This is a genomic window from Paenibacillus lupini (assembly GCF_011761355.1).
GTDB lineage: Bacteria > Bacillota > Bacilli > Paenibacillales > Paenibacillaceae > Pristimantibacillus > Pristimantibacillus lupini.
The window spans coordinates 92,947-117,728 of the sequence record NZ_JAASRW010000008.1 but is presented as its reverse complement, the minus strand read 5'-3'; the positions used below and the strand labels follow the sequence as shown (position 1 = coordinate 117,728).

General features: G+C 49.9%; 20 protein-coding genes. All 20 read left to right on the top strand.

The window, feature by feature from the left end; genetic code table 11:
* Positions 1–6: 6 nt before the first annotated feature.
* The 20 genes from FHS17_RS23940 (at position 7) to FHS17_RS23845 (ending at position 24,768) form a co-directional block, all read left to right on the top strand.
* Positions 7–2,229 (top strand): methyl-accepting chemotaxis protein, encoded by a 2,223-nt coding sequence (locus tag FHS17_RS23940; protein WP_167280988.1) that lies wholly within the window; start codon positions 7–9, stop codon positions 2,227–2,229.
* A 341-nt stretch (positions 2,230–2,570) separates the two neighbouring features.
* Positions 2,571–2,942, top strand: coding sequence for an NADH-quinone oxidoreductase subunit A (locus FHS17_RS23935; protein WP_167280987.1), 372 nt, complete (start codon positions 2,571–2,573; stop codon positions 2,940–2,942).
* Positions 2,927–3,445, top strand: coding sequence for a NuoB/complex I 20 kDa subunit family protein (locus tag FHS17_RS23930; protein ID WP_091189934.1), 519 nt, complete (start codon positions 2,927–2,929; stop codon positions 3,443–3,445). The genes FHS17_RS23935 and FHS17_RS23930 overlap by 16 nt, the downstream gene beginning before the upstream one ends.
* The gene (locus tag FHS17_RS30960) at positions 3,442–4,440 is read left to right on the top strand and encodes an NADH-quinone oxidoreductase subunit C (RefSeq protein ID WP_167280986.1); all 999 of its coding nucleotides are present in this window, start codon (positions 3,442–3,444) and stop codon (positions 4,438–4,440) included. Before FHS17_RS23930 ends, FHS17_RS30960 begins: the two co-directional genes overlap by 4 nt.
* A gap of 7 nt (positions 4,441–4,447) precedes the next feature.
* Complete coding sequence (locus FHS17_RS23920; protein WP_167280985.1) at positions 4,448–5,548, top strand: NADH-quinone oxidoreductase subunit D; 1,101 nt, start codon at positions 4,448–4,450, stop codon at positions 5,546–5,548.
* Positions 5,548–6,561: an NADH-quinone oxidoreductase subunit NuoH gene (gene nuoH, locus FHS17_RS23915; protein ID WP_167280984.1), complete on the top strand. Its 1,014-nt coding sequence runs from the start codon at positions 5,548–5,550 to the stop codon at positions 6,559–6,561. Before FHS17_RS23920 ends, nuoH begins: the two co-directional genes overlap by 1 nt.
* A gap of 79 nt (positions 6,562–6,640) precedes the next feature.
* Positions 6,641–7,090, top strand: a complete 450-nt coding sequence (gene nuoI, locus FHS17_RS23910) for an NADH-quinone oxidoreductase subunit NuoI (protein WP_167280983.1) — start codon at positions 6,641–6,643, stop codon at positions 7,088–7,090.
* Between the two features lies 1 nt (position 7,091).
* The gene (locus FHS17_RS23905) at positions 7,092–7,607 is read left to right on the top strand and encodes an NADH-quinone oxidoreductase subunit J (protein ID WP_167280982.1); all 516 of its coding nucleotides are present in this window, start codon (positions 7,092–7,094) and stop codon (positions 7,605–7,607) included.
* A 2-nt stretch (positions 7,608–7,609) separates the two neighbouring features.
* Positions 7,610–7,912 carry an NADH-quinone oxidoreductase subunit NuoK gene (nuoK, locus tag FHS17_RS23900; RefSeq protein WP_167280981.1) on the top strand — a complete coding sequence of 101 codons (303 nt, stop codon included), beginning with the start codon at positions 7,610–7,612 and terminating at the stop codon, positions 7,910–7,912.
* A 7-nt stretch (positions 7,913–7,919) separates the two neighbouring features.
* Positions 7,920–9,794 (top strand): NADH-quinone oxidoreductase subunit L, encoded by a 1,875-nt coding sequence (nuoL, locus tag FHS17_RS23895; protein WP_167280980.1) that lies wholly within the window; start codon positions 7,920–7,922, stop codon positions 9,792–9,794.
* Positions 9,795–11,426, top strand: coding sequence for a complex I subunit 4 family protein (locus FHS17_RS23890; protein ID WP_167280979.1), 1,632 nt, complete (start codon positions 9,795–9,797; stop codon positions 11,424–11,426). It abuts the gene before it with no gap.
* A 3-nt stretch (positions 11,427–11,429) separates the two neighbouring features.
* A complete protein-coding gene (locus tag FHS17_RS23885; RefSeq protein WP_167280978.1) occupies positions 11,430–12,995 on the top strand; it encodes an NADH-quinone oxidoreductase subunit N in 1,566 nt (521 codons plus the stop codon).
* A 1,028-nt stretch (positions 12,996–14,023) separates the two neighbouring features.
* Entirely contained in the window at positions 14,024–16,894 is a 2,871-nt protein-coding gene (locus FHS17_RS23880) for a S8 family serine peptidase (protein ID WP_167280977.1), read from the top strand.
* Positions 16,895–16,938: 44 nt separating this feature from the next.
* Entirely contained in the window at positions 16,939–17,202 is a 264-nt protein-coding gene (locus FHS17_RS23875; RefSeq protein WP_167280976.1) for a DUF1146 domain-containing protein, read from the top strand.
* A gap of 316 nt (positions 17,203–17,518) precedes the next feature.
* Positions 17,519–18,889, top strand: coding sequence for a UDP-N-acetylglucosamine 1-carboxyvinyltransferase (gene murA / locus FHS17_RS23870; protein WP_167280975.1), 1,371 nt, complete (start codon positions 17,519–17,521; stop codon positions 18,887–18,889).
* A 193-nt stretch (positions 18,890–19,082) separates the two neighbouring features.
* Complete coding sequence (locus tag FHS17_RS23865; protein WP_167280974.1) at positions 19,083–20,756, top strand: efflux RND transporter periplasmic adaptor subunit; 1,674 nt, start codon at positions 19,083–19,085, stop codon at positions 20,754–20,756.
* Positions 20,753–21,508 (top strand): ABC transporter ATP-binding protein, encoded by a 756-nt coding sequence (locus FHS17_RS23860; RefSeq protein ID WP_167280973.1) that lies wholly within the window; start codon positions 20,753–20,755, stop codon positions 21,506–21,508. The genes FHS17_RS23865 and FHS17_RS23860 overlap by 4 nt, the downstream gene beginning before the upstream one ends.
* Entirely contained in the window at positions 21,450–22,640 is a 1,191-nt protein-coding gene (locus FHS17_RS23855) for an ABC transporter permease (RefSeq protein WP_167280972.1), read from the top strand. Before FHS17_RS23860 ends, FHS17_RS23855 begins: the two co-directional genes overlap by 59 nt.
* Before the next feature lie 237 nt (positions 22,641–22,877).
* Complete coding sequence (spoIID, locus tag FHS17_RS23850; protein ID WP_243865519.1) at positions 22,878–23,930, top strand: stage II sporulation protein D; 1,053 nt, start codon at positions 22,878–22,880, stop codon at positions 23,928–23,930.
* 88 nt (positions 23,931–24,018) lie between these two features.
* Positions 24,019–24,768: a M23 family metallopeptidase gene (locus tag FHS17_RS23845; protein ID WP_167280970.1), complete on the top strand. Its 750-nt coding sequence runs from the start codon at positions 24,019–24,021 to the stop codon at positions 24,766–24,768.
* The last annotated feature ends 14 nt before the right edge of the window (positions 24,769–24,782 follow it).

Sequence of the window (24,782 nt, the reverse complement as noted above, 5' to 3'; positions counted from 1 at the left end):
TGTATCATGTTCGACTGGCTTGGTGCGAAAAAAGGACTGCCGCTTTGGGTGTCTTGGCGTTTGAATCGCGGGATGAAGAAAGACGTTGAACAGATTTTTGAAGGAATTGCAGAGACGCGCAAGGAGTTATTAACTTCTTGGGCTCATGAATATTGGGGCCATTTGGAGCGCCTTGCAGAGCAGGTGGAAGCTGTTGCAGGGTCAGGTCAACCGGGCCATCAAGAGGAACATAGACTACAGATTGGAAGATTGCTAGAACGTACATACGCAAGAGGAAATGATTGGACGGAGTTATTCCTCCTTAATGAGGACGGGCAGGTTGAAGTATCTACTTATGAGAAGCATAGAGGGACGAGCTATAGCGGCGGCAGTATTTTGGCTCCGGGGCTTAATTATGTAAGAGCGGTTGGTGCGCCGCGTCCTTGCTTGTTTGGACCCTTTGGTGATCCGGTTACGTTAAAGCTTGGCCAAAGATCGTCCTCTTTTCATGATAAAATGACGCTTATGTTCATCTACCCACTAATCATTAATGGACAGTATGCAGGTGCTCTCTGCGGACGTGTGCCAAATGATGTGCTGGGTGATCTGATACAAAGGGAATCGGGGCATGTCTACCCGGACTCGGGGGATAATTATCTGTTTATGGCGAAGCCGCATCTGAATCAGCAGATTGCGCTAGGTACAGCATTATCACGCAGCCGCTTTGAGGATCGGACGTTTACGTTTGGCGAGAACTTGAAGGACGGAGTTACAACAGATTGGGGTATCGTTTCTATCAAGGAGCATACGGAGCTTGAGATTGTGTTCACGGATCCTGCGACAGATGAGCTTCATCCAGGCGTTCGGAGTACGATCAACAACGGCAACAATTTGTTCGTTGAATTTCCTGGTTACTCCGATTATCGGCATATCCCGGTTATCGGGAAAGGGGTTACCCTACAGCTTCCGCATTGCCCGGATGTATGGGGGATGATGTGCGAGGGTGACCTTGAAGAGGTATACCGGATTCGAAGCATCAGATGGCGTCTAAGCAAGCTGCAGTTATGGCAGACCCTCATACAAGCTGTGCTGACAACCGTACTGGTAGCGGTACTTGCAGGACAAGCTCCAGTGTGGATTACCGCGGCTGCCGCAGGCGTATGGACACTGGTGTTTGGACAATTATTCGCAGGTGCGCTGCAGCGTAAGGAATCTCGCCGGGTTGTCCGCAATTTACGTCGTATTAATCGGTTTATCCGCATTAATGCCGAGGGTAAGGGTGATTTGACGCAGCGTCTGGAGCCTGCCAAATTCGATAACGATGAGACAAGAGAACTCGCCAAGTGGATTAACAATATGATCGATTCCCTGGAAGGCATCATGCTGAAGGTAAAGTTAGCGGCTTCTGATGTACTCTCGAGCCAGCATGTGATGAATGAGTCGGCAGCCGTAACTGCGAAATCTACCGAACGTGTCAGCCGGAAGATTGGAGATATGATCGGAAGTATCCGCCATCAGCTCAAGGACATTGATATGGCCAAACAGTCAGCGGATGAGATGCGGGATACCCTTCGTTTGCTGGAGCTGCAGGCAGCTGAGCAAATAGCAGTAGCACAATCAGAGGTTGACCGGATTGGTGATAAAATGCAGCATATTTCCACTAAAGTCGGAGATACGAACGATACGATCAGAAGATTTATGCATACAGTTGATGAAATCCGCGGCGTGTTGCAGGTAATCGAGGAAATATCCGCGCAGACCAATTTGCTGGCACTTAATGCATCGATAGAAGCAGCACGTGTAGGTGAACAAGGACGCGGCTTTGCTGTTGTTGCTTCGGAAATCCGTAAGCTTGCGGATATGACTCGCCGCTCAACAGAGGAAGTTCATCAAATTACTCATCAAATCTACGAAGAAGCAAAGCAGGCTTATACCTCGATGGACGAAGGGACACAGGTTGTTGAGGAAGGCACACAGCTGGTAGCTGCTGCAGCCAGCACGCTGCAGACGGCGCAAAGTGAGGACAGCCGGAAGTCACAGGTCGTAGACGAAGTCGTTAAGCTGATGGAGCGTATTGCACTCGTAAGCTTGGAGAACGGCAAAGTCTCCTCTGACGTTGAAGGCAAGGTGCAGGAGCTGATCGGAGAAATGGACAGCGTACGCCAAACCTCGGAAGGTGTAGAGTCCATCACTAAGTTCCTGCAGCAGCTGGTCGGCCAATTCAAGCTGACTGATTCCAGATTGAGATAGAGCTGTAGCGAGAATTAACCGCCCAAAGGATGCGTAAGTATCCTTTGGGCGGTTTTTGCTATGCGGGTGAGGGGCAGGAAAAGGGGATGCAGGTAATGACTTAACAATGTGGGACATCGTTAAGCTATTTCGTAGAGCAGGCTTGGATATAGGCTGGAATTATGTCGTCCAGAGTGTCTGAGATCATCTGCTGATTCGCCAAAAACCGCGCCATTACTGGCTTGTCCGATTTTTATGGTCATGGAATCGAACAACTCTGTCATAGACTACTGTGGAAGCATTTGTTATAATTGTGAGGAAAATTGACCAAGCGGCTGGTCCGCTTTGACGGAGGTTATGGTGTGGACAATTACGTCAACCAGTATGTCGTCGTGGCTATTTTTATTTTGCTGGGCATCTTACTCCCGGCAGTGGCACTGACCGTCGGAAGACTGCTCAGACCGCATAAACCGAATGATCCGAAGCGAACAACCTACGAGAGCGGCAATGAGCCGGTTGGCGAAGGTCAAGTGCGTTTTAACATTCGGTATTACATGTTTGCACTAATGTTTGTCATCTTTGATGTGGAAACCGTTTTCTTATATCCTTGGGCCGTTGCGTATAATAAGCTCGGCCTTTTTGTGCTAGTTGAGATGTTCATTTTTGCGGCAATGCTGTTTATCGGACTCCTATATGCCTGGAAAAAGAAGGTGCTGAAATGGAATTCAGTTTAGAGTCGATATCGTTGGAAGAACGCAAAGAATTAGAACGCAATGTATTTATGGGAACACTGGAGCAATTGAAGGCTTGGGCACGGAGCAATTCCCTTTGGCCGCTGACCTTTGGTCTCGCCTGCTGTGCTATTGAAATGATGGGAACCGGGGCCTCCCATTACGATCTCGACCGGTTTGGAGTCATGTTCCGAACCTCTCCGCGCCAGTCTGATGTTATGATTGTAGCGGGTACGGTCACGAAAAAAATGGGTCCGCTGCTGCGCCGCTTATACGACCAGATGCCGGAGCCCAAATGGGTTATTGCGATGGGTTCCTGCGCGACCGCAGGTGGACCTTACATCAAGTCTTATGCAGTTATGAAAGGCGTCGACCAGATCGTTCCTGTGGATGTGTACATACCAGGCTGTCCGCCTAATCCGGCGGCGCTGATCTACGGCATTAACAAGCTGCAAGAAAAAATCCGTTACGAGGCGAAAACCGGGAAGCGGGTGACGGAGCGATGAGTGAGGAAAAGGACGAAGAGAAACAGGGTGAAGAGGCGAAAGAGGCTTCAAGTTCAAAGGAAACGCCAGTAGAGTCGCCGACTTCAGAAGGGGATACCGTCGTCTCGGCGGGCAGCACAACGCTCGATAGCGAACGATCAATTGTGAGCACGCCGGAAGCAGCGGCAGATCCGGAGCGGGAAGCGAAGCTGAAGGCCGCGGCGGAAGCGCGAGCTGCAAGGGCGGCAGCGAAGGAAGCTGCGAATGTGGAGGGGGCGCCTGAAGCAGCCGCAGATCCGGAGCGGGAAGCGAAGCTGAAGGCCGCAGCGGAAGCGCGAGCGGCAAGAGCGGCAGCGAAGGAAGCCGCTAATGCAGGCGGCGCAGCAGCGGGGGACGCGGCGGTAGATCCTGAAAAGGAAGCGAAGCTGAAAGCCGCGGCGGAAGCGCGAGCGGCTAGAGCGGCGGCGAAGGAAGCCGCTAATGCAGGCGGCGCGCCAGCGGGAGAAGCTGCTGAGCCGCCGCCTCCGCCGCCACCGTCGCCAAAGCAGCCGCAGCTTGATGCGGCAGCACAGCTGATTCGCAGCCTCGTGCATGAAGAAGCACTGGAGGATGCTTACATCAATGAAATGAATGGGCATATGCCAACTTTCATTGTGAAGAATGAGCATTGGTACGCTACGGCTGTACAGCTGAAGCAGCATGAAGAGCTGCATTTTTCTTATCTGCGGAATGTCTCTGGTGTTGATTATGAAACGCATCTGGAGGTTGTTTATCATTTGGTTGATCTGGAAAGCCGGCGAGAGCTGGCTGTGAAAATAAAGGCGGACCGCAGCACTCCTGTTGTCGCTTCCGCGACGCCGGTCTGGGCGACGGCTAATTGGAATGAACGCGAAATTTATGATTTGCTCGGAGTAACTTTCCCGGGCCATCCCGATCTGCGCCGTATTATGATGTCTGACGACTGGGTCGGACACCCGCTGCGCAAAGATTATGAGCCGCTCGATTCGGAGGTGTAGCTGAAGCGTGATTCGTACCGAAGAACTGCTGTTGAATGTCGGTCCTCAACATCCCAGCACGCATGGCGTTTTCCGTATCGTAGTCAAACTGGATGGAGAAGTCATCACGGAAGCAACGCCGGTAATGGGTTATTTGCATCGTGGAACCGAGAAGCTTGCCGAGCAACTGAACTATACGCAGATTATCCCTTATACCGACCGGATGGATTATGTCTCTGCCATGACGAACAATTATGTACTCGTTCATGCAGTAGAGACGATGATGAATCTGGAGATTCCTGAGCGTGCGGAATTTATGCGGCTCATTGTAATGGAGCTGCAGCGAATTGCCAGCCACCTAGTTTGGTGGGGAACCTACCTGCTCGACATTGGAGCGATGAGTCCGTTCCTGTATGCTTTCCGCGATCGTGAAATTATCATTAATCTCTTCAATGAGCTCAGCGGTGCAAGATTAACTTACAACTACATGCGTGTCGGCGGGGTAAAGTGGGATGCACCTCCGGGCTGGCTCGATAAAGTACGGGATTTCATCCCATATATGAAAGGCAAGCTGCGGGAATACGACAAGCTGGTCAGCGGCAACGAGATTTTCCTCGCACGGATCAAAGGAATTGGCCGTTATGATGCGGCAACAGCCATTAATTATGGCCTGTCCGGTGCGAATCTTCGTTGTACCGGTGTAGACTGGGATCTGCGTAAGGCGGAGCCGTACAGCTTATATAACCGTTTCGAATTTGATGTACCGCTTGGAAAGAACGGCGACTGCTATGACCGTTATGTTATTCGGCTGGAAGAGATCAGGCAAAGCCTGCGCATTCTCGAGCAGGCGCTTGAGCAAATGCCTTCAGGCGGAGAAACGATGGGGAAAGTACCACGCGCCATTCGTCCTCCGGCAGGAGAAGTGTATGTTCGGATTGAATCACCACGTGGTGAGATTGGCTGCCATATCGTCTCGAAAGGAAAAGCAGAGCCTTACCGTCTGAAATTCCGCAGGCCGTCATTCGTTAATCTGCAGATTCTGCCTAAGCTCCTGGTTGGTGAGACGATGACAAACCTGATTACGATACTCGGCGGCGTCGACATTGTGGTCGGGGAGGTCGATTGCTGATGGGAGCATGGCTGCATGATTCACTTACCTGGAGCGATGCGATTATTATTTTTCTGTGGGCAGTCGTATTCCTGTTCGTTGTACTTGGCTTCGTGACGTATGCCATTTATTTCGAACGGAAGGTTATCGGCTGGATGCAGCTTAGGATCGGCCCAAACCGGGTTGGTCCTCTGGGCATGCTTCAAACGGTAGCGGATATATTCAAACTGCTAATTAAGGAAGATACGATTCCGCGTAAAGCTGACCGCCTCCTATTCGTCCTAGCCCCTATTCTATGTTATGTTCCTGCATTTACGGTATTGGCGGTTATTCCTTATACAGAAAAGCTGTATTTTGCAGATCTGAATGTCGGCCTGCTGTATTATGCGGCACTATCTGGCATCTCGACGCTTGCCATCGTTCTTGGCGGCTGGGCATCCAACAATAAGTATGCACTTCTTGGGGGCATGCGCTCTGCTGCACAGATGATCAGTTATGAAGTTCCGCTTGTGATCTCGGTAGTTGGCGTTATACTGCTTAGTGGAAGCCTTAATTTAAGGGATATCGTTGATGCGCAGGCTGGAGGCTGGTTCTGGGACTGGAACTTCCTGCCGCAAATTATTGGCTTTGTTGTCTTTCTCATTGCGGCTGTATCTGAGCTAAATCGTACACCGTTTGACCTGCCAGAGGCGGAGTCGGAGCTGGTTGCCGGTTATCATGTCGAGTACAGCGGCTTCCGATTTGCTTTCTTCATGCTGTCGGAGTATGTATACGTGTACGCCATCGCTGCGTTAACGACAGTATTGTTCCTTGGAGGCTGGCATGCGCCGGCGCCGTTTCTTGATTTTGTACCAGGCATTATCTGGTTCTTGCTCAAATTCGCCTTTATCGTCTTTTTCTTATTTTGGATCAGAGCGACCTTCCCGCGTATTCGCGTCGATCAGCTGATGGGGCTGGGGTGGAAGGTACTGCTGCCTGTGTCTTTATTAAACGTGTTTCTTACGGCGGGGTATCTGGAGCTGTTCGTAAAGTAATTCTTTTGTTCCGCAATTCTTTAAGCTTATGCTTACGAAGCAAGAATTGCTTCGCAATTCTTTTTAGGAGGACTCGGCCATGAATGGACTTGTGCAAGGGCTTGGCGTGACGCTTAAATCAATGGTATCGAAAAAAGTGACGACTTCTTATCCCGACGAGCCAATTCTCATGCCGGACCGGTTCCGGGGCATTCAACATTTTATTCCGGACCTCTGTATCGTCTGCAACCAGTGCGCAAGAATCTGTCCAACCGACTGTATTACACTGACGGGCAAACCAAATCCCGATCCGACCAAAAAAGTAAAAGTGATCGACACGTTTGATATTAATTTTGAAATTTGCATCTTATGTGATTTATGCACCGAGGTATGTCCGACGGAAGCTATTGTGATGACCAATCATTTCGAGCTGTCAGCCTTCAGCCGGGATGATCTGTTCAAGGATGTGCAGTGGCTGACCGATAATAACACGCTTGTACGTCAGGACAATAATAACATCGGAGCTCCTGCGAAAGGAGGCGCCAAATAATTTGTTCAATATTGATTTTAATGGCGAGTTTGCAGCCTTTTTTATCTTCTCGGCAATTATGATCATTGGAGCGGTTCTTATGGTGAGCCTGCAAAAGGTGGTGCATATGGTCATCTCCATGGCAGGTGTGTTCCTTGGTCTTGCTGGGATGTTCGTCCTCCTGGACGCGGAGTTCGTCGCTTTTGTCCAAGTGCTCATCTACGCGGGAGCGGTGTCCATTCTGATGATATTCGGCATTATGATGACCAATCATCAGGCTGTGAAGGCGGATCCGGTAAAGCCGCTCCATGAGACGCTTGCAGCGATTGCGGCGCTATGTCTGTTCGGAATCCTGTTTTATGCGATCCGGACGACGACTTTCCCAGATGTGCAGCCGCTTCAAGGGGTAGAAGATAATACGTTTAGTATCGGAGAGCTGTTATATACCGGTTATGTCGTACCATTCGAGCTGTTATCGGTATTGCTGACTGTTGCTTTTATCGGCGCTATAGCACTTGCGAAGAAGGGAGCTGATTAACGATGCTTCCATCCTATCTGACGATGGCAGCGATCCTGTTTTGTATCGGGCTTTATGGAGCGCTCGTCAAACGGAATGCCATTATTGTGTTGTTATCGATTGAGCTTATGCTGAACGCAGTTAATCTGAATTTGGTCGCCTTTTCGAAATATGGCGTTGTTCCTTCGCTGACCGGTCAAGTGTTTGCTTTGTTTACGATTACGGTCGCCGCTGCGGAAGCCGCGGTTGGGGTAGCTGTGCTGATCGCCCTATTCCGCGCAAGGGGAACAGTCAATATGGATGAATTTGACGAGATGAGGAGGTAATGCACCTGTGGATCACTTTACACAAACCGCTTGGCTGATTCCACTCTTCCCTCTCGCGGCATTCCTCTTATTGACGGCTCTTGGCCGAAGTTATCGGAAAGCAGGCGTGCTGATCGGATCGATTGGCTCGCTTGCTGCGCTTGTAATGTCGCTTCTCGTGCTTTTCGAGAGGCTGGGATCGGATGCCGTGGATTACAGCAACAGCTTCAAATGGATTGATTTTGGCGACGTGACGTTCCGAATTGGCTTCGAAGTGACCAATCTGAACGCTCTAATGCTCGTCATTGTGACGGTAGTCAGTTTTCTAGTGAATGTGTATTCGGCAGGCTACATGAAAAAAGATGAGCGGATTACCGTCTTTTATGGTTACGTGGCGCTCTTTACCTTTGCTATGCTAGGTCTGGTGCTGTCCGATAATATGCTGATCTTCTATATTTTCTGGGAGCTTGTTGGTGTATGTTCCTTCTTATTAGTTGGCTTCTGGTATGCCAAACCTGCAGCCCGCGCAGCTGCGAAAAAAGCCTTTATCGTAACCAGAATTGGTGACGCCGGACTGCTGCTTGGCATAATCGTGCTGTTCTGGTATATGCCAGGTCATGCGCTGGATTTCAGCAACATACATAACGTGTTTAATGAAGGGCAGTCTGGTGCGATTACGATGAGCATTACTACCTCGATTGCTCTGCTTCTCTTCATGGGTGTGATCGGCAAATCAGGTCAGTTTCCACTTCATGTGTGGCTGCCGGATGCGATGGAAGGGCCAACGCCCATCAGCGCCTTGATCCATGCCGCAACGATGGTAGCAGCTGGCGTGTTCCTGCTTGCTAGAACGTTTGATATTTTCGAGGCTTCTGCGGCAGCGATGCATACGGTAGCTTACTTCGGTGGATTTACAGCGATATTTGCTGCAACGGTCGCTATCGCGCAGAAGGATATAAAGCGAATTCTAGCCTACTCCACAATCAGCCAATTAGGTTACATGGTTATGGCGATGGGACTTGGTTCGATGACAGGAGGCATCTTCCACCTGTTCACGCACGCTTTCTTCAAGGCGCTTCTATTCCTTGCAGCAGGCAGCGTCATCCATGCGGTTCATACGCAGAACATTCATGAGATGGGCGGCCTTAGCTCCAAGATGCGAGTGACTACATGGACGTTTGCGATAGGTACTTTATCCTTATCAGGTATTCCGCCATTCTCTGGCTTTTGGTCGAAGGATACGATTTTGGCGACTGCTTTGGATGAAAATCCATTCTTGTTCGCCGTTGGATTGGCGGCGGCCTTCTGTACGGCTCTTTATATGTCGAGGTTATTCTTTATCGTATTTACAGGCAAATCCCGCTTACCACATTCGGTTGAGGTGAAGGAATCCTCTAAGGTCATGACGATTCCACTTCTTGTGCTAGCTGTAATATCGATTGGTGCCGGGTTTGTTGAGACGCCGTGGAACGGATGGCTTGGCAGATGGCTGACCGGAGGAGCAGAAGAAGCTCATGCCAGCGGGGCAGCGATTGTAGCTTCTATAGCTGTCGGTGTGCTTGGTATTTATATCGGCTGGCTCATGTACGGGAAGAGCAGTATCGAACGCGGCGTGACTTCGGCACGTATGCCTTGGGTGGCTAATGTGCTGGAGAAGCAGTATTACATGAATGAATTTTATGCTGTCGCGATTGTGAAGCCAGTGCGAGGTCTTGGCAAAGGGTTGAATGCCATTGATGAATACGTCATTGGGGTAGCGGTAAGGTTTATTGGCCTTGCGGCAGGAGCGGGCAGTCGGATGCTGAACAGATTGAATAACGGCCAGACGCAAACCTACGGCTTGACGGCCATGATTGGACTTGTCGTCATTATCGTCGCTATAGTTGGAAGGAGGTTTTGGTAAATGACTGACCTGACCGATCTTCCGATTTTATCGATTATATTAGTTACTCCGCTTATTGGTCTTCTAGTCGTCCTCCTGCTGCCAAAACATCGTAACCGATGGCTGCAGACGGCTGCCATTATCGCAACACTTATACCACTTGTGCTGTCGTTATGGCTTTATGCCGATTATGACAAGCACCAGGGCGGAAGTGCTTACGGGGAGCAGAATGCATGGGTGGAGGTTCCGCTTAACAAGGAGACACAAGCCTCTAACGGAGTCACCAGCTATACGTTAACGTTCCAGTATGATGTTGGCATTGATGGTCTATCTCTTCCGCTTATTATATTGACGACGCTGATCACCGCGATGGCTGCGTTTGCCTCCATTTATGTGAAAAAGCGATGGAAGGCGTTTTACGCCTGGTTCCTGCTTCTTGAGACTGGTGTGCTAGGCGTATTTATGGCACGGGATCTGTTCTTATTCTTTATTTTCTTCGAAATCACGCTTATTGCGATGTACTTCTTGATTGGGATATGGGGCTATTTCAACCGGGAGCGAGCTGCGAATCAGTTCGTCATTTATAACGGTCTTGGCTCCGCTATTATGCTCATTGCTTTTATTCTTCTTGTGAATACGGCAGGCTTCCATATTGATCAAGAAACCTCGTCCTTTGTATACAGCGGCAGTTATGCGGATATCTTCCGTAATCTGACGGACCCGTCGGCGTGGGTGAATCTTGCTCCCGATCAGGTTGGAGGAATGAATCCGTTCCATATGTCGGATACGATGCAGACGGTCATTTTTCTGCTGCTTGTTGTGGCGTTTGGGATCAAGCTTCCGATTCTGCCGTTCCACACCTGGATGCTGAAGGTTCATAATGAAGCGCATCCGGCGATTGTAATGATACACTCCGGCATCCTGCTGAAAATGGGGGCATACGGCTTGATCCGCTTCGGGATCGTCTTGTTCCCTGAACAGGCTAAGGATTGGGCCGTTGTACTGGCTTCACTAGGCTTAGCAAATCTGCTGTACGGGGCACTGGTCGCTTTCCGTCAGACGGAGCTTAAGCTAGTACTCGCATACTCGTCGATCAGCCATATGGGGATTGTGCTGCTGGGGCTTGCTGCTTTTAATGAGATTGGCTTACAGGGCGCCATATTCCAGCTAGTATCTCATGGTTTAATCTCGGCACTGCTCTTCTTAATTGTTGGTAGTCTGTATGAGCGAACGAAAACAACGACGTTATCCGAGCTTGGAGGGCTCGCACGTTCGATGCCTTTTATCTCGGGGATCCTGCTTGCAGGAGGTCTTGCTTCCTTAGGATTACCAGGGATGTCGGGCTTTGTAGGAGAATTTCTCTCTCTGCTTGGGTTGTTTGATACTCAGCCTTGGATTGCTGGATTCTCTGTTCTTGGTGTCATCCTGACAGCCGTTTATATGTTGCGGGCAGTCATGAAGACGACTTTTGGCCCTATTGATGAGCGATATCTGGCGGTAAAAGATGCAAGGCTGATTGAAGCTTTACCGATGATTGTGCTGCTGGCGTTTATCCTGCTTCTTGGCTGTTTCCCATCCGTACTAACGGATACGCTGCAATATAGCGTTGAAGGCATTTTCAAACCGTTATTTTCGAGTAGGATGGGGGGATAAGCGATGAACGAATTTATACCGCTGACGTGGCATGATACGCTGTATCTCGCTCCTGAGCTTGTCCTTGCCGCCGTGTTTCTTGTTCTGATTGTTACGGACTTACTTCTGCCGCAGCGGGTGAACCGATCGATTATTGGCTGGTTGTCGCTGGGAGGCCTGCTGTTATCCTTAGGTTTTGTAATCTGGCGGATGATGGATATGAATCCTTCGGGAGTGTCTGCTGAGGAGGCTGCGCAGGCCGGTCAAGTGATCTCCTTGCTTGGTGCCAGCTACCTTGTGGATGATTACGGCAATCTATTAAAAATTATTTTCCTTATTGGTACGTCCTTGATTGTTCTGATGGCGCTTGGCTCGACTCAGAAGGATGAGGCGGTAACAGATAAAGCCGAGTTTTATTATTTGCTGCTGCCGGCAACGGCAGGTGCGATGATTATGGCTTCCTCCGGCAACTTGGTCACGCTGTATATTGGTCTGGAGCTGCTCAGTATTACAAGCTATGTGCTAGTTGGCTTACGGAAGGGATCAACCTTGTCAGCAGAGGCGGCGTTCAAATATGTCGTGACCGGCGGCATTGCTTCGGCCTTTGTCCTGTTCGGGATGTCTTATCTGTATGGTGTTACCGGATCGGTCAGCCTAGCGGATTTCCCTTCGGCACTTCCGCAGGCTTTTACCGATTACAAGGCACTTGTGTATGTCGGCTTCTTCTTCCTGATTGCAGGCTTTGGGATCAAAATCGCCGCTGCACCGTTTCACGCTTGGGCACCAGATGTGTATCAAGGGGCACCAACGCCAATCTCTGCTTTTCTCGCGGTTATCGCGAAGGGGGCAGCGCTGGCAGCGGTATTCCGCTTCTTGTACAGCAGCGCGTTTTTCCTCTCAGGTGGCTCCAAGGATCAGGTGGGCGATGATGTCTTTTTCGCCTTATTGGTGATTGCGGCCGCAGCTATGCTGATCGGTACGGTCTCGGCCTTGCGGCAAAAGCAGTCGAAACGTCTTCTTGCGTTATCAGGTGTAGCAAACGCAGGTTACTTGCTTGTACCGATTGCGATATCGGTCACGATTGTACATAGCAATAACTTCTCGGAGTTTGCTTTCTACCTGGTTGCCTACCTGCTGATGAATGTAGGGGCCTTTGCGGTTGTTACGGTTATTGCCCGCTCATCGGGACATGAAGAGCTGAAAGGCTTCTCCGGCTTATATTACCGGGCGCCATGGACGGCAGCTGCAATGCTGATCTTCATATTGTCTCTGTCGGGACTACCGATTACAGGAGGGTTCTTCGGTAAGCTGTTCATCTTGCTGGGAGCAGCAAGTGTAAAGGCCTACTGGCTTGTCGCTATTATGGCTGTCAGCACCGTAATCTCCTACTACTTCTACTTCGGAATCATCCGCCAGATGTTCATGCGGTCAAATGGTGACGAAGAAGATGTCGTAACCGTGCCCGCCGTCACGGGAGTGGTTATCTGGATATGTGCTGCAGCAACGGTTGCCCTAGGCATCTTGCCGGGACCACTGATGAAATGGATCGATACGGTCTTCTCGATCCAAGCCGATTTGTTCGTACGATAAGAGTTGAGATAGAGGCTCAGCGGCTGGTGGCCGCTGGGCCTTTTTTGTTTGGCTGGAGGGAGTGGGAACGGGAAGTGAGGGGGGGATTGGGGAGGAGTGCGTTGGATAAGACCCTGGAAGGGGCTTATAGGTGGAAAGTTAGTGAGTATGCGGCGTGATAGAGGACTGGTGGGGTCTTAACTGGTGTGAGAAGCGTGGAATGAGGTGGATTCTGGGTAGTATTGCAGAGCATAAGACCCTGGGAGGGTCTTATGAAGGGAAAGTTACTGGTAGTTTGGCGGAATAGAGGACTGGTGGGGTCTTATTGGTGTGAACGTACGTAGAATGTGGGGGATTAGGGAGAGATTCATTTGATTTAAGGTCCCTAAGGGAGCTTAAAAGATAGAGAGTAGCTAGTTTGCGAGTAGTTAAGATCCCTGAGGGATCTTAACTGGAGTGGATGAGGCAGGAAAGAGGCAGGAATGGAGGAGTTTGGTGAAGTTAAGGTCCCTAAGGGAGCTTAAAGGATAGAGAGTAGCTAGTTTGAGAGAAGTTAAGGTCCCTGAGGGAGCTAAGTCGAGTGGATGAGGCAGGAAAGGGGACAGGAACGAGGGGAGTTTGGTGAATTTAAGGTCCCTAAGGGAGCTTAAAGGATAGAGAGTAGCTAGTTTGAGAGAAGTTAAGATCCCTGAGGGAGCTTAAGTCGAGTGGATGAGGCGGGAGTTGGCTTGATGGGGAAGTGGATGCGGTTGGAAAGAGGCTGGAGCGGGGAGTTTGGGAGAGTTTAGTTGGGAGAAAGAGGCTGGTAGGCGGGCAGCAGCAATAATAGGTTTTGGGCAGTCGATAGTCTGAGAGTAGCGTAGTGTGCGAATGAGAGATGACTAGTTTACAAGGCAATTATCTTTTTCTAGAGACAGGAGAAACAGGGCTGGAAATCGAATGGTATAAGTAGATAAAGAGAGGCTAGTAAACGGTCCAATAGAAACGTATGGCAAGAGCATACGTATAATTTGAGGCGGAGACAAATATATCGATAAAGGCAGAAACAGATGAGAAAAGTTCCGCTCAGCAGCAATTTGTTCCCCGCGCTGTTCCTCGCGGGGATTCTCGCCTGCGGGGCGATTGTACCCGCCGCCCCTGCAGGCGCTGCCCCGATGGGGGCTGAAGCGGCGAGCACAGCTGCCGCCACCGCCCCCGCCGGGGCAAACGAGGAGCCGCAAAGCTGGCTCCTCAAATGGCGCGAGCCCGCGCAGGCACATGCCCTGCGTGGAACGCGTGTACTCCGCCGCCAGAGCGAGGCGGCGGAGATCTGGCTCGTCCAGCCCGCTGACCGCGGGGCGGACGTTGCCGCTTGGGCAGCCCGGCTGCAAAGCGAGCCGGGCGTCGAATATGTGCACCCGAATGAGCGGGTGCACATCCTATCATCCGCCGAGCCTTATGCGGCGGATGATCCGGAGCTCCCGAAGCAGCGCTACTTGAAGCAGATTGGCGCGTTGGAAGCATGGAAGACCGTGCGGCAGCAGACCGATCTGACGATTGCCATCGTTGATACTGGCATTGATCTCGACCACCCTGACCTGAAGCGTAATCTCGTTCCCGGAACGAATCTCGTCCAGCCTAACCAGCCGCCTGACGATGATAACGGCCATGGAACAAGTGTGGCTGGTGTTATCGCGGCTTCCGGCAATAATGGGATAGGCGTAAGCGGCATCGTCTGGGAAGCCAAGCTGATGCCAATCAAAGCACTTGATAGCCAAGGTGATGGGACAGAGCGTGATTTGGGCGAGGCGATACTGTATGCCGTCCGTAATGGTGCCCGGATCGTAGTTCTATCGGTGGGACTTAACCGTTATTCCCCTTATATGCTGGACATTGTGGATTACGCCGAAAGCAAAGGTGTTCTGCTAATTGCCGCTGCGGGTAATGATGGACTCACACAAGGGGATAAAGCGGCGGTTAAATATCCGGCGGCTTATCCAACTGTACTTGGAGTTGGCGGTGTGAAGGAAGATAATACACCGGATTCCAGGTCCAATCCTGGTCCGGAGGTTGATCTTGCAGCACCGTGGCATGTGTATACAACCGGTATCGGAGGACGTTACAAGCAGGAAGATGGAACGTCAATGGCAGCGCCACAGGTAGCGGCAGCGGCTGCTTTAATATGGGCGCGCTATCCAGCGCTAGCCCCTTACCAGGTTCGAGAGCTGCTGCGGCAAAGTGCCAAAGACATCGGCCCTGCCGGCTTTGACACACAATCCGGCTATGGCCTTCTGCAGATCAATAAAGCGGTCACCATGACGGCCAAATCAGACCGGTTCGAACCAAACGGCTCCCGCACAAGCGCCAAACCGCTCCCAGCCGGCAAGCAGATTTCAGCCATGCTGGCCGGAGGTAATGATGATGACTGGTACACGTTTGATGCTCCCTACGATGGGACGATAACGATTGATTTTGAGGAGCTATTGCCGGAAGGGGCGTCTGTTCCTCCTATCCGTATATCGCATTATAGCGGCGACAAGCTGCAGGCATCAACGGAGATGAGACTTGGCAGCCGGATGGTTGATTTTACAGTGAAAAAGGGTAGGCAAACCATCCTCGTTCAATATATGAATAAGGAAAATGATCTAAAGCTCCCGTATTTGATGACGACCATGTTCCGAATGAAGCCAGACAGCTACGAGTCGAATGACAAATCTTATGAAGCCTATACCCTTCAGCCTCGCAGCCAGACGATAACAGGCTCTTTTCATCAGTTGGGTGACCGGGACTGGTATGCGGTAACTTTCACACAAGGCGGCACGCTTAGTCTCCGTGTGTCGACCAATACGGTGCGGATTGATCCAGAGCTTGCTATTCAACAGGCAGGTCAGACGTTAATGTCCTATGACGAGGAGCCGGAAGGGGCGTCTGAACAGTCGCCAGTTCTTACGGTATCACCGGGTAAGTATTATATTCGTATCCATAATGCAATATCATCAGAGGCTAGTCCTACCATTGGAACCTACGCGCTTAAGATGGACTACATCCCGAAATACGTAGATCCGAATGAGCCGAATGATAAATATTACGAGGCACTATCGACAAGCTCAGGCACAGAATATGTAGGGGTAATCGGCAGTGCGAATGATGTGGATTGGTTCCAACTGCGACTGAACGCAGCAAGTATCGTGGACATGAATTTGTTTGATGTGCCAACAGGCAAAATGATGAAGCTGGAAGCATACGATAAGAAGCAGAAGTTGCTCTTTACTCAGTCGACCGGAAAGACCGGGGCGCTGCTAGTGAAGAACAAAGTTTTGCAGCCCGGTGTATATTACATAAAGCTGTCGGCTAACAGTGCTTTTGATAAACAGTATTATCGGCTCAAAATCCAAGCTGATCCGCTTATTGCCGGCTTCCGAGATATTAGCAGCCATTGGTCGAAGGATGCCATTGTAGAGATGAGCAGACTCGGAATTGTAAACGGAACAGGGGATTACAAGTTCGAACCGAATCGTCCGATTACCCGTGCGGAAGCGGTGGCTATGGTGATTAAAGCCTACAAGCCGATTGTTTTTGGCATGCCTGTCGACATCCGATTTAAGGATCTGGATTACGATCACTGGGCGTATGGAGCAGTTGCCAAGGCGGTGCAGAAGGGGTGGATCAAAGGATTCCCGGATGGCAAGTTCCGTCCGGAACAGCCAGTGACAAGAGCTGAGATGGCGCTGATCGTTGGCAATGCAGACGGCGTGCAGCCGGTTCGTCCGGTAGTTAGTCCATTTGCAGATGTCGGGCGCACCCATTGGGCGGCTCCGATGCTGATTGCTCTTAAGCAGAAGGGATTAATCAGCGGTACGGGGGACAATGACTTTGAACCAAGCAAAAAAGCGAGCCGTGCTGAGTTTACAACGATTTTATATCGGGTATATAGACAATAGTTACGGTGCGGCCATATTTATGTAGAAGGGAAAGTAAAAGAAAGATGGGTATCGATCAGATGGTGAGTGACGCTCAGAATGCTACCGGCACGTTAGCGTTATTCTCAATTGTAGTCAATTTATTCAGTATTGTGTTCGTCTGGTTTATCCTGCAGGAGATTAAGCTGGATATGTTCTTCAAATTCCCGCGTAGTCCGAAGGCACGGATGTTTCAGGTTGTGCTTGCCGTTGTTATAGGACATGGCTTTGCCGGCTTTATTTTGGATTATTGGAACTGGACGAAGCTCTTGCGGTATTTTGTCGAATAACATAATCCAAAAAAGTCAACAATGGATACTACAGGACGGTATGAAAATGACACGAGACTACGAATAACTATATACAAAGCCCCGAATTTCGGATTGGGAACATTGCCAGATGTATACCTTTTGACAGTGTTCCGGCTCGGGTTTAGAGGTAAAAGTAGTGCTTTATGACGATCTTTCTGGTAATAATTTACCGCTTGTCGATTTGTGTAAATAAATGATAAGATGAAGGTTGGATAAAGCATGGAATTTGTCATTTTCTTATACAAAAATTGGAATTAAAGCTCGGAGAAAATCAGTTCGCGGAGGGAACTATAAGATGACCAAAATTATCGTCCGCGGAGGCCAGCGTCTATCGGGAACGGTCCGTGTCAGCGGTGCAAAAAATGCAGTACTTCCCATTTTGGCAGCCTCGTTATTAGCGGCGGAAGGAGACAGCGTCATCTGTGACGTTCCCCTCCTCGACGATGTAATGACCATTCAGAAAGTATTGGCTTCGTTAGGCGCAAAATTGACTTACAACAATGAAACGATGCAGATTTCTGCGGGGATGATTTCCTCCTTTGAGGCTCCTTATGAATTTGTCCGTAAAATGCGTGCATCTTTCCTAGTGATGGGACCACTTCTTGCAAGACTTGGCAAGGTCCGTATTTCACTGCCAGGCGGGTGTGCAATTGGTACAAGACCAATTGATCAGCATTTGAAGGGCTTTGAGGCGATGGGAGCGGAAATTACGCTTGGACATGGCTTCATTGAGGCAAGTACAAAGACGCGTCTTAAAGGTGCGAAGATATATCTGGATGTTGCAAGCGTCGGGGCAACGGAAAATATTATGATGGCCGCCGCTTTGGCGGAAGGTACAACAACGATCGAGAACGCTGCGAAAGAGCCGGAGATTGTTGATTTGGCCAACTACTTGAACGCTATGGGTGCAAAGGTGCGCGGTGCAGGTACGGGCGAGATCCGTATTGAAGGCGTAGACCGTATGCATGGCGTAACGCATAACGTTATTCCTGACCGTGTGGAAGCAGGCACGTTTATGATTGCTGCGGCGATCACGGGCGGAGACGTATTCGTGGAAAATGCGATTGGGGATCATTTGACACCTGTTATTTCGAAGCTGCAAGAGATGGGCGTAGAAGTAACGGAGTCGGACAACGGCATTCGTGTTCGTGCCCCTAAAGGGCTCAAATCGGTGGATGTGAAAACATTGCCGCATCCAGGCTTCCCAACTGATATGCAATCCCAGATGATGGCACTCTTGCTTGTATCGGAAGGAACCTCGGTTGTGACGGAGACGGTATTTGAGAACCGTTTCATGCATGTTGAAGAATTCCAGAAGATGAACGCTCAGATTAAAGTCGAAGGCCGTTCGGCATTCGTAACAGGCAGCGTACCGCTAGTTGGTGCAAAAGTATGTGCCACTGATCTTCGTGCTGGTGCTGCTCTGATCTGTGCAGCTCTTCGTGCGGATGGCGAGACAGAAGTGTCTGGCATTTACCACGTTGATCGTGGTTATGTAGATATCACGGGCAAGCTTTCTTCTCTTGGTGCGGATATTAGACGTGTTGAGCCTGAAGCTCCGGTTGCAGCTGTAGTGGCTGCGGCGGCGCCTGCTGCAGAGCTTGAACCAGTTGGAAGCTTCAAACGTGAAGCTGCTGTATTGAAAGTTCAACCTACTTGGGCGTAACTTAAATGATTTGATAAAAAGCTGTTTCCTTCATTAGAGGAAACAGCTTTTTTGTGCATGTGTTCACTTTCACTAATGAGGGTGAACTGTATCCTTCCTCTCTCCTAAGCCTTTAGGCTTGTTCATGCTGTGTTCATTTTTGCGTGATATATTCCTCGGTAGATATGACCGATGGAGGGTGGAGTACAGTCTTATGAAGAAGTGGACATTATGGCTTGGAATAATCATTATTCTTGCTGCCGCCGGTGCGGGCGCGTATTATTACTACTTCATGCGCGATGAAAAAGCGACGGTGGAGTCGCCTGTTGCCGTTACGGCCAGAGCGATCAAAGGCGATATTAAGACATCGATAAGCGGTACAGGCTCAGTTGAAGCGAATTCAAGGGAAACTGTAACAGCAGGTAAAAGTGGTACAATTGCAACCTTATCCTTCAAGGAAGGCGATAAGGTGAAGAAGGGGCAGGTACTGGCTACCTTCGAGGATAACGATAATTATGATGATCAGATCGAGTCGATCAACAAAAACATCGAAAAAGTAAAAGAGCAAATTACGGACAAGCAAGAGGAATACAAAGAAGCGATTGGCACGGAAAATGAAGTAGACTCGACCGATAAGATCAAAGATGAAATTGATGATCTGCAATCGAGTATCGATGACTACAATGATCAGCTTCAAGACATCTATGAAGACCAAGCTAAAGAAGTAAAACAAGTGGTTGCTTCTATTGATGGCGAAGTGACGACAAGTGATGTGGCTGTAGGCGACGAGGTACAATCGAATACAACGATTGCAGAGATTGTAGACTACACGCATCTTGAATTTGTTACGAGTATCGACGAGCTCGATATTCCAAATGTGAAGCTGAAGCAAACCGCACAAATTACACTTAGTGCGATTACGGATCGAACCATTGAAGCAACGGTATCCGATATTGCGAAGGAAGGTACTTCTTCCAATGGCTCGGCATCATACAGCGTAAGCTTGCTGCTTAATGATATTGACGGCGTAATGGTCGGAATGTCTGGTCAAGCGGACATTACAACGGAATCCAGTACAGGTGCAGTGCTTGTACCTGTTAATGCGGTAGTTGAGTTTGGCGGTAAATCGTATGTTCGCGTGCCGGGAACAGGCAGCACGACTGGCGCAGCAAGCGGGACAACGGGTCAGCGCAATCAAGGCCAAGGAACTCAAGGAACTAAAGGAACACAAGGGGAAACAGGCAATGAAACGGCTGCAGCTGGCGGCTGGCAAGGCGGAGGAGGAGGTCGTTTCCAAGGCAGTGCTGGTGGAGGAACAACCACTGCTGCAGGCGGTCAAGGCGGCGGACGCAATGTAGCAGCTGCAGACAGTACTAATCAAGGCGGCACAACTCCAGATGGGAAAGCCTCTGGCACCGGAACTACACCAGGAAGCGGAACAACACCAGGCACCGGAACTACACCAGGTGCCGGAGCTGCACCAGGTAGTGGAACAACGCCAGGTGGAACCGGCCAAAATGGTGCTGCTCAAGGGAATAATGGAGCATCCGGCGCTCAAGGCGGCAGAGGTGGAGCAGGTGCTCAAATGAGAGAGAGCATCACGCTTGGCGGCCAGCTTAAGGAAGTTACGGTCGGTATCAGCAATGAGACTTATGTAGAGATCAAATCTGGTCTTGCAGAAGGAGATTCGGTCCTTATTCCAGTAGCTACAGGTGCACAAGGTATGGGCAGTTCTGCAACTGAGCAGCAGCAAACGCAGCAATTCGGCGGCTTTGGCGGCGGTGGCTTCGGAGGTCAATTCCCAGCTGGCGGCGGCTTCGGTGGCGGTGGCGGTAACGTAAGAACAGGAACAACTACACGTGCAACCGGCGGCGGTGGTACACGATGACCGGGCAATCCGCGCTGATTGAAATGAAGGATATCGTTAAGTTTTATAAGATGGCCGGGGAGAAAATGACCGTCTTGCATAATGTTTCGCTGACGGTCAACCATGGTGATTTTCTGGCTATCGTTGGCCCGTCCGGGTCTGGTAAATCAACGCTTATGAATATTATCGGCTGTCTCGACGTGCCGAACGAAGGCAGCTATCTGCTGGACGGCAAGGAGATTCGCGGGCAAAGCGATAATAGATTAACGGAGATGCGCAATAAGAAAATAGGATTTATTTTTCAAGGGTATCATCTGCTTCCGAGGCTGACTGCACTTGAGAATTGTGAGCTTCCGCTCATCTATCGCGGCCTGTCGGCAAAAGAGCGGCGCGCACGTGCGATGGATGCGTTAGAACGTGTTGGACTAGGTGAGAGAGTTAGTCATCGCCAGAATGAGCTGTCTGGCGGTCAGCAGCAGCGTGTAGCGATTGCGCGGGCGCTGGCGACCAACCCGCCGCTGCTGCTTGCTGATGAACCAACAGGTGCGCTTGATTCCAAGACCGGAATGGAAGTGCTCAATATGATGGAGGAGCTGAATCGTGCGGGGCAGACGATTGTCCTGATTACGCATGATATGGAAGTTGCCCAGCGTGCGAGACGTACGGTTATTATTCGAGATGGGGTGTTAACGGAGCAGCAAAGGAGGGACAGCCATGAAGATTACGCAGGGCCTCATAATGGCGGTCAAGAGCGTCTTATCGAACAAGCTTAGAACCATCCTTTCGATGCTCGGCATTCTGATTGGAGTTGCGACCGTTATTGCGCTGGTCTCAATGGGCAAAGCGTCATCGAATGAAGTAGCCAGCCAAGTATCGACGCTTGGCAGTCCGGACTCGTTGTCCGTTACGATAACAGGGCGGGGGACGGTAACCTCTTTGTCAGTTGATGAGGCGCTGAAGCTTGGCGAGCTCAATAATGTGAGCGGAGTTGCTCCGATTACGAGTACAAGCGGCTATGCCAAATATGGCCGTACACAAGTTTCTGTAACCGTTGAGGGGATTACCCCGGAGTATGAAGAAGTTAAGGACTTCAGCGTACAGGATGGACGATATATAGCAGCGCCGGACATTAATAACAAGACCAAGGTGGCGCTCATCGGAACGCAGACCGCACAGGATTTGTTTGAGGATGAGAATGTAGATCCTTCGGATGCTGTAGGCCGCAAAATTACGATAAACGGCTATATTTTCACCATAGTAGGTTTGCTGGAATCCAAAGGCGACTCGTTGACAGGGTCAAATGATGAGAAGATTCTGATCCCAATCTCAACTGCGCAGAAAGTGTTCCAAGTGAGCGGAGTCACGACTATTAATATGAAGGTGACGGATACGAAGCAGATGAGTTCGGTCGTTACCGATGTAGAAGCGAACCTCTATGAGAAGTTCCGCGGTAACGAGAATGCCTATCGGGTATTGAATCAGGAAGAAGCGATGAAGACGCTCAATTCCGTGAATGAAACGATGAACAGGCAATTAATCTATGTAGCGGCTATCTCACTTGTTGTCGGCGGCATAGGGATTATGAACATTATGCTAGTCTCAGTAACGGAGCGTACCCGTGAGATTGGTATACGTAAATCACTAGGAGCGAAGAAGAGAGATATTCTGTTCCAGTTCCTCGTAGAAGCAGTTGTAATCAGTGGTCTCGGCGGTATGCTTGGCATCATAATCGGCAACATAGCCTCCTATATCATAGGTGAGGTAATGAAAACACCGACAGAGGTGCCTATGAATACGATGTTGTTGTCCTTTGGTTTCTCTGCATTCGTAGGTGTCGTATTTGGCTATCTGCCTGCTAATAAAGCGGCAAGCCTGCGGCCAGTTGATGCTCTGCGTCATGACTAAAACAATAGAATACAAGCCGTGCTTTAACTGGGAGACTACGGTTCTATCCTATTAAACGGCCTCATAGAATAATTCCATCAAGGCGAGCTTTAAGAGAGTTCACTCTCTTCTAGCAGCTTATAGATGGAAAGGAGAACTATGAGGTACTTAATAGGCAGACCGAATCGAACAGCCGGAAGGCTAAGGGGTGGATGGTTAGCCATCACTTGCTGGACAGCCTTCGGAATTGGAATCGTAATGAGTATTTCCGTGATGCTGGTCACTTCGACGTATCGGAATGTCGGAAGCCAGGGGAACGAACCCTATCCATTCCAAGAGGAGAGCAGCGGCGTTACGTCTTCTAAAGGGGCGTCTGCCGACGGATTCGGGCAGGCGCCTTTGCCGTCTCCAGCTGAGAAACCGGCAGCAACGGGCAGTAAAGAGTCTAATAGTCCGTATATCAACGTTTATTTAACGAAGGAACAACGTACGGAGCGGGTGAAGCTAGAAACTTATGTCAGGGGCGTAATCGCAGGAGAGATGCCGGCTGATTTCGAGCTTGAGGCGTTAAAAGCGCAAGCGATTGCTGCACGGACTTATATAATAAGGAGACTCGAGCTGGACGACCATAGCGGCATGCCGGCAACGGCAGCAGCGGCTCAGGCTGACGTCACCGATACGATAGATCATCAAATCTACATTCCAATAGATAAACTTAAAGAGCTCTGGCCAAAGGATGAGCGTCAGGAGAAGCTGGCTAAGCTTAATAAAGCAGTAAGCGAGACAAGTGGTGAGATCATCACTTATAGCGGTGAGCCGATTCAGGCGGTATTTTTCTCAACCAGTAACGGTTATACCGAGAACTCAGAGCAATATTTTCAGGAGGAGCTTCCCTATCTGCGCAGCGTAGCAAGTCCATGGGACAAGTTGATCTCCCCACGCTATCAGGAGACGGTGAAGCTGAAACTCTCTGAGTTTTATGCAAAGCTGGGTCTGAGCAGTAAAAAGAAGCCGGTCATCCGAATACTAGACAAGACTGATGGCAATCGGATCGCCGACATTCTGATAGACGGCAAGACGTATACCGGACGCGAAGTAAGAGAGAAGTTAGGGCTGGCCTCCTCTCAATTCTCATGGAAGCTGGATGGTGATTCCATCTCTATTACAACCTTTGGTTATGGGCATGGGGTTGGCATGAGCCAGTGGGGAGCCAACGGGATGGCCGAGGAAGGCAAGAGCGCAGAGCAGATTGTAACCTACTATTATTCAGGAACGAAAGTGGAACAAGCTTCAAAGATTGCATTGAAATAGGTAGCGATAGAGTTTTTCTCAAAAAATAGTAATCCCTCACGTATAAAGCTAGAGGTTCTGGCAACAATGGCTAGTGAGGTGATGTCAAATGAATGAAAATCAAAACAAACCTAAGCAGGATTCTCCTAAAAACGTACTAGGAGAAGTATCTGCCGCCAAGTCTAGCAACGGCTTTAAAAGACTGTTGTCGCGGAAATGGGTAACCCCAGCACTGTTTATGACAGCGGCAGCAATCATCGTAGCCTTAATGTGGATCTATCAGGGTTCGGACGACACCAAAGAAACGACAGCTACGACAACCGAGCAAACAGATTCCGCTGTAGGCAATGAAGCTGTTAAGCCGGATGACCAAGCACTTGAAGAAGTAAGAAAAGGCGAGAAGCTGGAATGGCCTGTAGCTAACAAAGATCTTCTTGATGAAGTGCTTCCTTTCTATGATGCGAATGCAACAAGCGAGCAAAAAGCTCAAGCGGTCATTCAAATCGGCGAGAACACACTTGCACCACATCTTGGTGTAGACTTTGCAGACCCAAGCGATCAGCCATTTGATGTAATGGCTGCCCTTTCCGGTCAAGTAACACGTGTTGAGAAGCATCCAACTAACGGTAACGTTGTTGAGATCAGCCATGGCAACGGTCTTGTGACTGTATACCAAAGCCTTAGCGAGATCCAAGTAGCTGTAGGCGACGAAGTGAAGCAAGGAACCAAAATCGCAGTAGCGGGTCGTAACGACCTCGAGCGTGATCTTGGCGTCCACCTCCACTTTAGTGTAAAAGAAGATGGAACGTCGGTTAACCCGGCTTCAATCGTAGGTCAATCGCTTACTGAAGAAAAATAGGACGAAAGTCGCAC

Coding starts and splice junctions, on each gene's coding strand:
- FHS17_RS23940 (WP_167280988.1), top strand. CDS start 7: ATGTTCGACTGGCTTGGTGCGAAAAAAGGACTGCCGCTTTGGGTGTCT.
- FHS17_RS23885 (WP_167280978.1), top strand. CDS start 11,430: ATGAACGAATTTATACCGCTGACGTGGCATGATACGCTGTATCTCGCT.
- nuoI (WP_167280983.1), top strand. CDS start 6,641: ATGAATGGACTTGTGCAAGGGCTTGGCGTGACGCTTAAATCAATGGTA.
- FHS17_RS23855 (WP_167280972.1), top strand. CDS start 21,450: ATGAAGATTACGCAGGGCCTCATAATGGCGGTCAAGAGCGTCTTATCG.
- nuoK (WP_167280981.1), top strand. CDS start 7,610: ATGCTTCCATCCTATCTGACGATGGCAGCGATCCTGTTTTGTATCGGG.
- nuoH (WP_167280984.1), top strand. CDS start 5,548: ATGGGAGCATGGCTGCATGATTCACTTACCTGGAGCGATGCGATTATT.
- FHS17_RS23860 (WP_167280973.1), top strand. CDS start 20,753: ATGACCGGGCAATCCGCGCTGATTGAAATGAAGGATATCGTTAAGTTT.
- spoIID (WP_243865519.1), top strand. CDS start 22,878: ATGAGTATTTCCGTGATGCTGGTCACTTCGACGTATCGGAATGTCGGA.
- FHS17_RS30960 (WP_167280986.1), top strand. CDS start 3,442: ATGAGTGAGGAAAAGGACGAAGAGAAACAGGGTGAAGAGGCGAAAGAG.
- FHS17_RS23930 (WP_091189934.1), top strand. CDS start 2,927: ATGGAATTCAGTTTAGAGTCGATATCGTTGGAAGAACGCAAAGAATTA.
- FHS17_RS23875 (WP_167280976.1), top strand. CDS start 16,939: ATGGGTATCGATCAGATGGTGAGTGACGCTCAGAATGCTACCGGCACG.
- murA (WP_167280975.1), top strand. CDS start 17,519: ATGACCAAAATTATCGTCCGCGGAGGCCAGCGTCTATCGGGAACGGTC.
- FHS17_RS23865 (WP_167280974.1), top strand. CDS start 19,083: ATGAAGAAGTGGACATTATGGCTTGGAATAATCATTATTCTTGCTGCC.
- FHS17_RS23890 (WP_167280979.1), top strand. CDS start 9,795: ATGACTGACCTGACCGATCTTCCGATTTTATCGATTATATTAGTTACT.
- FHS17_RS23880 (WP_167280977.1), top strand. CDS start 14,024: ATGAGAAAAGTTCCGCTCAGCAGCAATTTGTTCCCCGCGCTGTTCCTC.
- FHS17_RS23845 (WP_167280970.1), top strand. CDS start 24,019: ATGAATGAAAATCAAAACAAACCTAAGCAGGATTCTCCTAAAAACGTA.